At 75.3% G+C, this 12,973-nt stretch carries 9 protein-coding genes; 8 read left to right on the top strand and 1 reads right to left on the bottom strand.

What is annotated here, in order from left to right:
• Nucleotides 1–228: 228 nt before the first annotated feature.
• Nucleotides 229–810, bottom strand: coding sequence for a TetR/AcrR family transcriptional regulator (locus tag ACIBCA_RS18530; protein WP_396284144.1), 582 nt, complete (start codon nt 808–810; stop codon nt 229–231).
• Between the two features lie 124 nt (nt 811–934).
• On the opposite strand from ACIBCA_RS18530, the gene ACIBCA_RS18525 reads away from it, so the two are divergent.
• The 8 genes from ACIBCA_RS18525 to ACIBCA_RS18490 all read left to right on the top strand — a co-directional run bounded on the left by ACIBCA_RS18525 (nt 935) and on the right by ACIBCA_RS18490 (nt 12,890).
• Complete coding sequence (locus ACIBCA_RS18525; protein ID WP_396283965.1) at nt 935–2,053, top strand: FAD-dependent oxidoreductase; 1,119 nt, start codon at nt 935–937, stop codon at nt 2,051–2,053.
• Nucleotides 2,054–2,372: 319 nt separating this feature from the next.
• Entirely contained in the window at nt 2,373–3,545 is a 1,173-nt protein-coding gene (locus tag ACIBCA_RS18520) for an FAD-dependent monooxygenase (protein ID WP_396283964.1), read from the top strand.
• Between the two features lie 60 nt (nt 3,546–3,605).
• Nucleotides 3,606–4,127 carry a MarR family winged helix-turn-helix transcriptional regulator gene (locus ACIBCA_RS18515; RefSeq protein ID WP_396283963.1) on the top strand — a complete coding sequence of 174 codons (522 nt, stop codon included), beginning with the start codon at nt 3,606–3,608 and terminating at the stop codon, nt 4,125–4,127.
• 117 nt (nt 4,128–4,244) lie between these two features.
• Nucleotides 4,245–4,721 carry a hypothetical protein gene (locus tag ACIBCA_RS18510; protein WP_396283962.1) on the top strand — a complete coding sequence of 159 codons (477 nt, stop codon included), beginning with the start codon at nt 4,245–4,247 and terminating at the stop codon, nt 4,719–4,721.
• Nucleotides 4,718–5,611 carry an NmrA family NAD(P)-binding protein gene (locus ACIBCA_RS18505; RefSeq protein ID WP_396283961.1) on the top strand — a complete coding sequence of 298 codons (894 nt, stop codon included), beginning with the start codon at nt 4,718–4,720 and terminating at the stop codon, nt 5,609–5,611. Before ACIBCA_RS18510 ends, ACIBCA_RS18505 begins: the two co-directional genes overlap by 4 nt.
• A gap of 372 nt (nt 5,612–5,983) precedes the next feature.
• Nucleotides 5,984–9,919 (top strand): Pls/PosA family non-ribosomal peptide synthetase, encoded by a 3,936-nt coding sequence (locus ACIBCA_RS18500; protein WP_396283960.1) that lies wholly within the window; start codon nt 5,984–5,986, stop codon nt 9,917–9,919.
• A 50-nt stretch (nt 9,920–9,969) separates the two neighbouring features.
• Nucleotides 9,970–11,343, top strand: a complete 1,374-nt coding sequence (locus ACIBCA_RS18495; protein ID WP_396284143.1) for a M1 family metallopeptidase — start codon at nt 9,970–9,972, stop codon at nt 11,341–11,343.
• A gap of 146 nt (nt 11,344–11,489) precedes the next feature.
• Nucleotides 11,490–12,890 (top strand): serine hydrolase domain-containing protein, encoded by a 1,401-nt coding sequence (locus ACIBCA_RS18490; RefSeq protein WP_396283959.1) that lies wholly within the window; start codon nt 11,490–11,492, stop codon nt 12,888–12,890.
• Nucleotides 12,891–12,973: the final 83 nt, after the last annotated feature.

The raw sequence follows: 12,973 nt of genomic DNA, 5'->3' as shown, positions 1-12,973 counted from the left end.
TCGTCAGATTGATGTCGCGCCCGGCGCCGAGCGATCCCTCGCCCGACGCACGGACCTGGACAGTGGACGGCTGCCGTTCCTCGCGCCGGCCACGCCAGGGCCGGAACGACGGGGTCACGGCCGATTCCCGTTCAGGCCGACGTCGTCACCCACAGCACTCACCACTCCACCCCACCAGCCGTCCGCTCGACCCGACCCGCAGCGTACTGCCGGCATCGCAGGCCGGTGTCAGTTTCCCGGAGGGGAGGCCGCCCAGCCGTGTTCGAGCAGCGCGAAGACCTCCTCGGCGGCCCGGCGCGGTTCGGCGTGCCCCAGGATCAGGCCGCGGGACTCCAGCGCGAATCGGGCCAACGCGGCGCAGCTGACGTCGTCCTCGGGCGCACCGACATCCTCGGCGATGGCCCTGGCCAGGGCCGTTTCGTAGCGCGTCCACATCCGCTGGGCGTAGTCCCGCAGCACGGGGGTCTCCTGCACCATGCGCGCGAAGTCGGCGAACCGTGGATCGGCGGCGTGGACGGCGAGTTGGGTCTGGCTCAGCAGCAGGTGCTCGCGCAGCGCCTGCGGGATCGACCGCCCCGGGGGCCGCTCGCGCACGGCCGCGACGAGGGCCGCCTCCAGATCGTCGTCCTGGTCGAAGACCAGCGCCTCCTTGCCCGAGAAGTGCTTGAACAGGGTCGTCACCGAGACGTCCGCGGCGTCGGCGACGTCCTTGACACCCACCTGGTCGTAGCCGCGTTCGAGGAAGAGCTCGAGTGCGGCGTCGGCCAGGGCCTGCCGGGTCTGGGCCTTCTTGCGCTCACGGCGCCCCATCGCTTCGGTCACTCGCCCACAGTACCTCGAACTGCACTCACTACGAAAGTTGAGTCGTTGCACTTATTTAGCGACTGTGCTTTCGTTGTGCCCAGCTAGCCACCGACCCCCGAGGAGCAATCCCATGAACCCCCCTGCCCATGCCCCCCGCATCGCGATCGTCGGCGCCGGCCTCGGCGGCCTCACCTGCGCCCGGGTCCTCCAGCGCCACGGCCGCACCGTCACCGTCACCGTCTTCGAACGCGAGGAATCCGCCGACGCCCGCCCCCAGGGCGGCACCCTCGACCTGCACGCCGACACCGGCCAGGCCGCCCTCGCAGCGGCGGGGCTCCTCGACCGGTTCCACGACCTCGCCCGCCCCGAGGGCGACGAGTGGCGCGTCCTCGACTTCGCCACCGCCGCCCCGTCGACCCATCAGGGGCCGCCCTCCTCCGACACCCGCCCGGAGATCGACCGAGGCCAACTGCGCGGCCTGCTCCTGGACTCGCTCACCGACGGCACGGTCCGGTGGGACCGCGCCGTCGCCGGGGTCACCCCACTGCCGGACGGCACCTGCCGCCTCCTCCTCGCCGACGGCGGCACCGAGGACTTCGACCTGGTGGTCGGCGCCGACGGCGCCTGGTCACGCGTCCGCCCGGCCCTGTCGCCCGCCGCACCCCGCTACACCGGTGTCACCTTCCTCGAGACCGGCTTCGACCACTGCGACACCCGCCATCCCGACCTCGCCCGCCTGGTCGGCAACGGATCGATGCTGGCGAAGGGCGCCGGCAGGTCCCTGGTCGCCCAGCGCAACAGCAACGGCCACATCCGCGCCTACATCGCCCTCCGCGAGCCGCAGGACTGGCACGCGACCGCCGGCGTCGACCTCGACGACCACCGGGCCGTACGGACGCAGCTCCTCAGGATGTTCGACGGCTGGGACGAAAGCCTGCGCTACCTCCTGCGCAACGGCGACACCGGCTTCGTCAACCGGTCCCTGTTCGTCCTGCCCGCGCCCCACACCTGGGAGCACGTCCCCGGCGTCACCCTGCTCGGCGACGCCGCGCACCTGATGCCCCCGGTGGGGCTCGGCGCCAACCTCGCCATGCTCGACGGCGCCGACCTCGCCCACGCCCTCCTCACCGAATCCACCATCGACGCCGCCGTCCGCGCCTACGAGAGCGTCATGCTGCCCCGCTCGGCCGAGGCCGCGACGGCCAGCGCGCAGGGCCTCGACCACCTCGTCCCCACGACGGCCCCCTGAACCGGCTCCCCCGCCCCGCGATCCGGATCCGCCCCCGGAACTCGCCGAGAAGCCGGCCGCCGACCCCGAGGAGCGCGTCCGCCGCGCGGTCGCGCCCCATCGCAACCTCCCGCACCCGTCCCTGCTCCGCCTCCTCGCCGACCCCTCGGAGCGCGTGGCGGAAGCCGCCGGCGCCTCACCGTTCCTTCCGGGCGAGCACATGGAGCGGCTGCTGAACAGGGCGGGTCTGTAGCCCCGACCCACCCGGGCCCCGTAAGCGAGCGGTACGCTCCTTCTACAGCTGTAGAAGATCCGGCGAGGACGAGGGGAAGGACCGGTCATGAGCGGCAGGAACGCGGTGGTGGTCGGGGGCGGCATCGGCGGGCTGGCGGCGGCGATCGGGCTGCGGCTGGCCGGGTGGGAGGTGACCGTGCTGGAGCGGGCCGCCGTCCTGGACGACGCGGGCGCCGGCATCTCGCTCGCCGCCAACGGGATGCGCGCCCTCCAGGCCCTCGGGGTGGGCGAGCGGATCGAGGCGGCCGCCCGGCGCCAGTACACCGGCGGCACCCGCACCCCCGACGGGCGGCGGCTGGCCCGGATGGACGGGCGGGCGCTGGAGCGCGAGCTGGGCGCGCCGATCGTCGGCATCCCCCGCGCGGAGCTCCACCGCATCCTGCGCGAGGCGCTGCCCGCCGGCTCCCTGGTGGTCGGCGCGGAGGCGACGGAGGTCGGCGGTGCCCCCGGCCGGCCGCTGGTCCACCACGGCGGCACCGCGCTCGAGGCCGATCTCCTCGTGGCGGCCGACGGCATCCACAGCCGCGTCCGCCGCACCCTCTTCCCCGCCCACCCCGGGCCGGTCTACAGCGGCTCGACCGTCCTGCGCGCGATCACCGAGCACCCCGTCGAGGGCCTGCGCACCGACTTCGAGCTGACCTGGGGCCACGGCGCCGAGTTCGGCCACATCGCCTTCCCCGACGGCCGGGCCGAGTGGCACGCCGTCCTCACCGCCCCCGCCGGGGTCCGCCACCGGGACCCGCTGTCCGAGATGCGCCGCCGCTTCGCCCGCTGGCACGAGCCGATCCCGGCACTGCTCGCCGCCACCGACCCGCGGGCGGTGCTGCACCACGACATCCACGAGCTGGCCACCCCGCTGCCCTCCTACGCGGCCGGCCGGGTCGCCCTGCTCGGCGACGCCGCGCACGCGATGACGCCCTTCCTCGGCCAGGGCGCCTGCCAGGCGCTGGAGGACGCCGTCACCCTCGCGGCGGCCGTCGCCGCCGGCCCCACCGTCGAGGGCGCGCTCGCCCGCTACGACGCGGCGCGCCGCCCGCGCAGCCAGACCGTGGCCCGCGACGCCCGCCGGGCGGGACGGATGGGCCAGCAGCTCACCAACCCGCTCGCGGTCGGGCTGCGCAACGCCGCGATCCGGCTCACCCCGCCCGGCGCGATGATGCGCACCGTGCTGCGGCACGCCGACTGGACGCCGCCCCGGATCGCCCCGCGCGCCGCATGAGCGCGCCCCAGGCGTCCGGGCGACTTGACCGCGGATCTGATTAGGTACCATATTAGATCCGTGAACGAGCACCCGACCCCCGAACCGGCCTCCCCCAGCCTCGACCAGGCCCGCCGCCAGATCGCCCGCTACGGCCTGTCGGCCGATCCGCAGGCCGTCCTGGTCGCCGCCCGGCTGATGGCCGCGGGCGCCAGGGTCGGCCAGGCCGGGGAGGTGCACTTCGGACGCTTCGGGCTCTCCACCGGCCGCTACCGGCTCCTCGCCGACCTGGAGGACCACGGCGGCGAGAAGTCGCCCTCCCAGCTGGCCACGAGCCTGGGCGTCTCCCGGGCGACGGTGACGGGCCTGGTCGACGGGCTGGAGCGGAAGGGCCTGGTGGCCCGCAGGCCGTCCACCGAGGACGGCCGGGGCAACGTGGTGATCCTCACCGCCCGTGGCGCGGACCGGCTGCGCGAGCTGGCCCCCGAGCACTTCGCCCGGATGCAGGCCATGGTCGACGGGCTCTCCGTCGAGGAGCGCGCGACCTTCCTGGACCTCCTGGGCCGGGTGGTCGCGGGCATCGACGCCCTGACCGCCGACTGACCGGAACACCCCGAGGCGGGCCGCCCCACGCCGGCGGCCCGCCTCCCCTCGGCCCTCATAGTTAGCTGCCTAAGCACAAATACTTAGCCACCTAAGCACATCCCGAGAGGACACCGCATGAGCACCAAGGCCCCCGGCGCTCCCCCGCCCTTCGTCCTGTGGCGCGAGGTCCTGGCCGCCTACGCCATGCCCGCCCTCATGGCGGGCGCGGGCGGGGCGATCACCCGGCAGCCCGAACTGGTCGCCGCCGCCCTGACCACCATCGGCGGCACCTCCGCCCTGGTGGCCGCCACCCTCGGCGCCCTGCTGCGCCGCCGCCCCGCCCGCACCCGGCCACCGCGCACCCCGCGCGCCCTGGCCGCCGCCCTCCTCGGGCTGACCGCCGCCGCACTCGGCCTGGCCGCCGGACTCGCGGCCGCGCACTGGCTCCCGCACCTCCCGCACCTGGCCGACAACCCCTGGCCCCGCCGCCTGCCCGTCGACCTCCCGCTCTCCTCCGCGATCGCCGCCACCATCGTCACCTGGCGCTGGCGCGGCAGCCGCCGGACCCCCGGCACCACCACCGCACCCCTCCCCGAAAGGCAGAACGCATGATCGTCGTCATGGGCGCCACCGGCGCCACCGGAGGCGCCACCCTGCGCAGCCTCTCCGCCCTCGGCGTGCCCACCCGGGCCCTGAGCCGCGACCCCGCCCGCCTGGCCGCCGCGCTGAACGGCTCCGCGCTGGTCGGTTCCGCACCGGACGATCCCGCGCCCGCCCTCGCCCAGCCCGTCGCGGCCGACGCCGCCGACCCGGCCTCGCTCCGGGAAGCCTTCCGGGGCGCGAAGCAGCTCCTGCTCACCATGGCCAACGGGCCCCGGCAGGTGCAGTACGAGCTGAACGCCGTCGAGGCCGCGCTCGTCTGCGGGGTGGAGCACATCGTCAAGGTCTCGGCCCCCGCCGCCGAGCCTGACTCCCCCGTCGCCGTCTCGCGCGGCCACCACTTCATCGAGGAGCAACTGCGCGACTCCGGCATCCGGACCACCGTCCTGCGGCCGTACGCCTTCATGCAGAAGCTGCTCCTGCAAGCGCCGGCGATCGCCGCCGGGGTGCTGCCCGGCGCGATGAAGCGGGCGCGGTGCAACTACGTGGACGTCCGCGACGTCGGCGAGGCGGCGGCCGCGGTGCTGACCCGCCCGGAGATGGCCGGCGCCACGGTGCCGCTCACCGGCCCCCGGCCGTACAGCCACCAGGAGCTCGCCGACCTGCTGAGGGACCTGCTGGGACACCCCGTGCGGCACCTGGAGCTGACCCCGTCCGAGTTCCACGCCCATCTGGTCGGGCGCGCCGGGATGCCCGACTGGCTGGCCGCCCACGTGGTGGAGATCCAGCAGCTGGCCACGCTCCGTGAGGAGAAGCCCGACGACGCCTTCACCCGCCTGACCGGACGGGCCCCGCGTACCCTGGAAGCCTTCCTCGGCGAGCACCTGCACCACTTCCGCTGACCGTCCGTGACGGCCCGGCGGGCCGGGTCTACCGACCGGTAACCCGGCCCGCCACCCGAAGGGAGCACCATTCCCTGTGGCGTGGGTCACGATCGGAAAATCGGCCTGACGATCCGTCAATTCGACTGACTCACCGTCACCGTCGGGAGAACAGGCGTCAGTTGTGAGCTGATGAGGCGTCAGATTCGGCCACCGAAGGCCTAGTTGGGCCGAGTGTCACCCTCCGCAACCACGGCCGTACGGGTCTACCATCGGTCGGGTTGTCCGCTCCGGCCCCGGAGTGGGGTCACCCGGTCCGGCGAGTGCTCCCACTGCCCCCAAGGGCCGGGCATCGATCGGGACGGGGCGAGGACGAGGAGTACACGGACCGCCATGACCACCGAACCGAGTCAGACGCACGAGAGCACCGCGAGCACCGAGCCGCACGGCGCAGCGCAGGCCGCGCCGCAGGCCGCGCAGGCCGAACAAACCGCGCCGAAACAGGCCCTCTTCCGGGGCCGCCCGGCCGCCGAGCCGCGCACCCTGGTGGACGTCCTGGACGCCACCGTACGCGCCCACGGCGACGAGCCGGCCCTGGACGACGGGCGCACCGTGCTCAGCTACCGGGCCCTCGCCGCCGAGGTCGATCAGCTGCGCCGCCGCCTGGCCGCCGCCGGGATCGGCGCCGGCGACCGGGTGGGCGTGCGGGTGCCCTCCGGCACCAACGACCTGTACGTGTCCATCCTGGGCGTGATCGCCGCCGGCGCCGCCTACGTCCCCGTCGACGCGGAGGACCCGGACGAGCGCGCCCAGCTGGTCTTCGGCGAGGCCGCCGTGGCCGCCGTGCTCGGCGCCGAGCGCGCCCTGACCGTCACCGGCGAGCGCGCCCCCGCCCTGGAACGCCGCCCCACCCCGGCCGACGACGCGTGGATCATCTTCACCTCCGGCTCCACCGGCAAGCCCAAGGGCGTCGCGGTCACCCACCGCAACGCCGCCGCCTTCGTGGACGCCGAGGCCGCGCTCTTCCTCCAGGAGGAGCCGATCGGCCCCGGCGACCGCGTGATGGCCGGGCTGTCCGTGGCCTTCGACGCCTCCTGCGAGGAGATGTGGCTGGCCTGGCGCCACGGCGCCTGCCTGGTGCCCGTGCCCCGCTCCCAGGTGCGCAGCGGCGCCGACCTGGGCCCGTGGCTGGCCGAGCAGGAGATCACCGTGGTCTCCACCGTGCCCACCCTGGCCGCGCTGTGGCCGGCCGAGGCGCTCAACGAAGTCCGGCTGCTGATCTTCGGCGGCGAGGCGTGCCCGCCCGAGCTGGTGCAGCGCCTGGTCACCGAGGGCCGCGAGGTGTGGAACACCTACGGCCCCACCGAGGCGACCGTCGTCGCCTGCGCGGCGCTGCTGACCGGCGAGGGCCCGGTGCGCATCGGCCTGCCGCTGGACGGCTGGGACCTCGCCGTGGTCGACGAGGCGGGCGTGCCCGTGGCCCCCGGCGGCACCGGGCAACTGGTGATCGGCGGCGTCGGCATGGCCCGCTACCTGGACCCGGAGAAGGACGCCGAGAAGTACGCGCCGCTGCCCTCGCTGGGCTGGGAGCGCGCCTACCGCAGCGGCGACCTCGTCGAGGCCGACCCGCAGGGCCTGCTGTTCCTGGGCCGCACCGACGAGCAGATCAAGCTCGGCGGGCGCCGCATCGAGCTGGGCGAGGTCGACGCGGCCCTGCAGGCGCTGCCCGGCGTGGCCGGCGCGGCGGCGGCCGTGCGCACCGCGCGCGGCGGCAACCAGCTGCTGGTCGGCTACCTGGTGATCCAGGAGGGCTTCGACCGGGAGCTGGCCGTGGAGCGGCTGCGCGCCGAGCTGCCCGCCGCCCTGGTGCCGCTGCTCGCGCCCGTGGACACCCTGCCCACCCGCACCTCGGGCAAGGTCGACCGGGCCGCCCTGCCCTGGCCTCTGCCGGAGCTGGAGAGCGCCGGCCCGTCCGAGCAGCTGTACGGCACCGAGGCGTGGCTGGCCGAGCAGTGGTCCGAGATCCTCGGCGTGCAGGTCTCCGGCGCCCGCGACGACTTCTTCGCCGTCGGCGGCGGCAGCCTGGCCGCCGCCCGGCTGACCACCCTGCTGCGCTCGCGCTACCCCAACGCCTCCGTGCTGGACGTCTACCAGCACCCGACGCTGCGCAAGCTCGCCCGGCACCTGGAGAGCACCGCCGCCGAGAGCGGCGAGGCGCGCACGATCACCCTGGTGCCGACCAGGGCCAAGCTGCTGCAGCTGCTGCTGCTGATCCCGCTGTTCACCGTGGTGGGCCTGCGCTGGACGGTCGCCCTGCTGGCCGCGGGCAACCTGCTCACCCACCTGGGCGACTTCCCGTGGGCGCCCACCGCCTCCTGGTGGTGGGTCGGCGCGGGCGCGCTCGCCCTGTACACCCCGGCCGGCCGGCTGGCCGTCGCGGCGGGCGGGGCGCGGCTGCTGCTGCGGGACCTTCGCCCGGGCACCCACCCGCGCGGCGGCTCGGTGCACCTGAGGCTGTGGACGGCCGAGCGGCTGGCCGAGCTGACCGGCGCGACCGGTCTGTCCGGCGCCTGGCTGACCCGTTACGCGCGGGCGCTGGGCTGCAAGGTGGCCCCCGAGGTGGACCTGCACTCGCTGCCGCCGGTCACCGGCATGCTCAAGCTGGGCCGGGGCTGCGCCGTCGAGGCCGAGGTGGACCTGTGCGGTTACTGGCTGGACGGCGACCTGCTGGAGGTCGGCTCCGTGAAGGTCGGCTCCGGCGCGACCGTCGGCACCCGCTCGACGCTGCTGCCCGGCGCCAGGGTCGGCAAGCGCGCCCAGGTACTGCCGGGCTCCAGCGTCCTCGGCCAGGTGCCGACCGGCCAGCGCTGGGGCGGCGCGCCCGCCGTCAAGCTGGGCCGCGCCGAGCGGACCTGGCCGAAGTCCCGCCCGCAGCGAAAGGCCCACTGGGCCGCGATGTACGGCGTCGGCGGCGCGGTGCTGGCCGCGCTGCCGGTGCTGCCGGCCGTCGCCGCGCTGGTGGTGCTCTCCCGCTTCGTCGAGCAGGGCACGGACCTCGGCGGGGCGCTGGGCGGCGCGATGCTGGGCCTGCTGCCCGCCACCCTGGCCTACGGCGCGGTGTACGCCGCGCAGCTGGTGGCGCTGGTACGGCTGCTGAGCCGCGGGCTGACGCCGGGCGTGCACCCGCTGCACGGGCGGGTCGGCTGGCAGGCGTGGACGGTGACCCAGCTGATGGACCAGGCCCGGGAGGTGCTGTTCCCGCTGTACGCGGGGCTGGTCACCCCGCTGTGGCTGCGGGCGCTGGGGATGCGGGTCGGCCGGCACGCGGAGGTCTCCACGGTGCTGGCGCTGCCGAGCCTGACCACGGTCGGTGACGGCGCGTTCCTGGCGGACGACACGCTGATGGCCCCGTACGAGCTGGGCGGCGGCTGGCTGCGCCTGGGCGAGGCGAAGGTGGGCGAGCGGGCGTTCCTCGGCAACTCGGGGATGACGGCGCCGGGCCGCTCGGTGCCCAAGCGGGGCCTGGTGGGCGTGCTGTCGGCGACGCCGGCGAAGGCGAAGAAGGGCGGCTCGTACCTGGGCATGCCCCCGGTGCGGCTGCCGCGCTCGGCCGACGAGGCCGACCAGAGCCTCACCTACGAGCCCCCGGCGCGGCTGCTGTGGGCGCGCGGGCTGGTCGAGGTCGCGCGGGTGCTGCCCGTGGTCGCCTCGGGGGCCCTGGGCCTGCTGACGGCGGCGGCGCTGACCTGGCTCACCGACACCTCCCCGCTGCTGGCCGCGGCCCTGTCGGGCCTGGTGCTGCTGGCGGCGGGCGCCGTGGCCTGCCTGGTCGCGGTGGCGGCGAAGTGGCTGCTGGTCGGGCGGTTCCGGGCGGTGGAGCACCCGCTGTGGAGCGGTTTCGTGTGGCGCAACGAGCTGGCGGACACCTTCGTCGAGGTGCTGGCCGTGCCGTGGCTGGTCGGCTCGGTGCCGGGCACGCCGGTGCTGAACCTGTGGCTGCGCTCCCTCGGCGCCAAGGTCGGCCAGGGCGTGTGGTGCGAGAGCTACTGGCTGCCGGAGGCCGACCTGGTCACCCTCGGTGACGGCGCGACCATCAACCGTGGCTGCGTCGTGCAGACCCACCTCTTCCACGACCGGATCATGCGGATGGATACTGTGGTCCTCCGCGAGGGCGCCACCCTGGGCCCGGGCGGGATCGTGCTGCCCGGCAGCACGGTCGGCGCGCGCAGCACCCTGGGCCCGGCCTCGCTGGTGATGCGCGCCGAGTCCGTCCCCGCCGACACGCGGTGGCTGGGCAACCCCATCGAGGCGTGGCAGACCACGTCGTGACCACCCGTCCCGGCCCCGCGAGCGCCGGCCCCCAGGAAGTGCACGCCCCCGTGAAGCCCAAGCACCTCCCGGCCGTCGCCGGCGCCCCGGACCCGTACTTCCCCGACAGCGGCGACCACCGCTTCCGGGTGCACCGGTACGAGCTCGCCCTGGACTACCGGCCCGGCCCCAACCGGCTGGCCGGGTCGGCCCGGCTCAGCGCGGTCGCCGACACGGCGCTGGACTCCTTCGCCCTGGACCTCGCCGAGTTCCGCATCGGCCGGGTGCTGGTCGACGGCAAGGCCGCGAAGTACACCCACCGCGGCGGCAAGCTGCGCATCCGCCCCGCCCGGACGCTGGCCGCGGGGGCGGCCTTCACCGTCGAGGTGCACTACACCGGCAACCCGCGCCCGGTGCGCAGCCCCTGGGGCGGCGTGGGCTGGGAGGAGCTGGAGGAGGGCGCGCTGGTGGCCAGCCAGCCGATCGGCGCGCCGTCCTGGTACCCGTGCAACGACCGGCCGGCCGACAAGGCCACGTACCAGATAGCGGTGACCACGCCCTCGCCGTTCACCGTGGTCGCGAGCGGGCGGCTGCTGACCCGTACGACCCGGGCCTCCAGCACCACCTGGGTGTACGAGCAGAGCGCGCCGACCTCGCCGTACCTGGTGACGGTCTCCATCGGGCCGTACCGTCCGGTGCCGCTGGCCGCGCGCCCCGCCGTGCCGCAGACCGGGTACGCGCCGGAGCGGCTGACGGCCGACTTCGCGCGGGACTTCGCCCGGCAGCCGGAGATGACGGAGTACTTCGGCCGGGTCTTCGGGCCGTACCCGTTCGGCGAGTACACGGTGGTCGTCGCCGACGAGGAGCTGGACGTACCGGTGGAGGCGCAGGGCGTCGCCACCTTCGGCACCAACCACCTGGGCGGCGGCTGGGAGCGCGAGCGGCTGATCGCCCACGAGCTGGCACATCAGTGGTTCGGCAACAGCGTGACCATCGCGAACTGGCGGCACATCTGGCTCAACGAGGGCTTCGCCAAGTACGCGGAGTGGCTCTGGTCCGAGCACGCCGGCGGCCCGTCCGCGGCCACCCACGCGGCGGCCGCGCACTCCCTGCTCGCCTCGCTGCCGCAGGACCTGCGGCTCGGCGACCCGGGGCGCAAGCTCATGTTCGACGACCGGCTGTACCAGCGCGGGGGCCTGGTGGTGCACGCGCTGCGCCACCTCCTCGGCGACGACGCCTTCTTCGCGATGCTGCGGGACTGGACGGCCGTGAACCGGCACGGCGTGGTCTCCACCGAGGACCTGGTCACGCACACCGCCCGGTACGCCGGGGCGTCGCGGGAACCGCTGGAGGCGCTGTTCGAGGCGTGGGTGTACCGGCCCGAACTGCCGGAGCTGCCGGGCCGGGGGCCCGGGGAGTTCGTTCGCCGGCTGTTCATCCGCTGAGCTCGTTCGCCGGGGCCCGGGCTCGGTCCATTCGCTGAGGCCGGGGCTCGGTCTGTTCGCTGAGGCCCGGGCTCGGTCCATTCGCCGCGGCCGGGGCGCCGGATATTCGCTGAGGCCGGGATGTGGGCTCGGCTACTGTCGCCGGCATGCCGAACTTCGATCATCAGACCGACCTGCCCGCCGAGCTGCTCCCCGCCACCCAGCGCGCGCTGCTGCACCGGATCGCCGTCGCCCAGTCCGAGGGCCGCACCCCCTCCCTGGTCGCCGGCCTCCTGCGGGGCGGGCGGCCGGTCTGGAGCGGCGCCCGCAGCATGATCGACGGGCACGCGCCGACCCCCGACGTCCAGTACCGCATCGGCTCGATCACCAAGACCTTCGTGGCCGTGCTGGTCCTGCGGCTGCGCGACGAGGGCCTGCTCGACCTGGCCGACCCGCTGGGCCGCCACCTGCCCGGCACCCCCGCCGACGGGGCCACCGTCGCCCAGTTGCTCTCGCACTCCTCCGGGCTCACCGCCGAGACGCCCGGGCCCTGGTGGGAGCGCACGGAGGGCTCGCTGCGCCCCGGGCTCGGCGACCTGCTGGAGGCCGAGCGCCCGCTCAAGCACCCGGCCGGGCGGCGGCACCACTACTCCAACCCCGGCTTCGCGCTGCTCGGCGCCCTCGTCGAGCAGCTGCGCGGCGAGCCCTGGGGCGAGGTGCTGCGGCGCGAGGTCCTGGAGCCACTGGGCATGGACCGCACCAGCCTGCTGCCGCAGGCCCCGCACGCGGGCGGCTTCGCCGTCCACCCGTGGGCCGATGTCATGCTCCCCGAGCCGCTCACCGACACCGGGCGGATGGCCCCGGCCGGCCAGCTCTGGTCCACCGGCGCCGACCTGGCCCGCTGGGCGGCCTTCCTCGCCGCCGGCGACGACAAGGTGCTCTCCTCCGCCACCCTCGCCGAGATGCGCCGCCCGGCCGTCGCCCCCGAGGACGAGCAGTGGACCTCAGCGTACGGGCTGGGCCTGGCGCTGATCCGCCACCAGGGCCGCACCCTGTACGGGCACTCCGGCTCCATGCCCGGCTTCACGGCGGGCCTGTGGGTCAGCGCGGCGGACGGCCTGGCCGCGTACGCCCTGTCCAACGCCACCACCGTCGACACCCCGCGGGTGGCGGCCGAGCTGATCGACCTCGTCGCCACGCACGAGCCGGCGCTGCCCGAGCCCTGGCGCCCGCTGCCGGCGGCGGACGCGGACGACGAGCTGCTGGCGCTCACCGGGCCCTGGTACTGGGGCGCCGCACCGCAGGCCCTGCGGCTGCGCGCCGGGCGCCTCCTGGAGCTCGGCCCGCTCGGCGGCGGGCGCCGGGAGTCGCGCTTCGAGCCGCAGGCGGACGGCACCTGGCTCGGGCTGGAGGGGTACTACGCGGGCGAGACGCTGAGGGTCGTCCGGGGCACGGACGGCGCGGTCAGCCACCTGGACGTCGGCTCGTTCGTCTTCACCCGTGAGCCGTACGGGCCGGCCGCGGTCGTCCCCGGCGGGATCGATCCGCAGGGGTGGCACGCGGGCTGAGCCTCCCCTCGGGGGGCTCGACGGGCTGCGCGGGGGCGTGCATGACAGGTGCGCGCCCCCGTTGTCCACCCATGTCGAACGGC

The organism is Kitasatospora sp. NPDC051170 (assembly GCF_044455705.1).
Classification (GTDB): Bacteria; Actinomycetota; Actinomycetes; order Streptomycetales; family Streptomycetaceae; genus Kitasatospora.
This window is presented reverse-complemented; position numbering and strand designations above follow the sequence as displayed.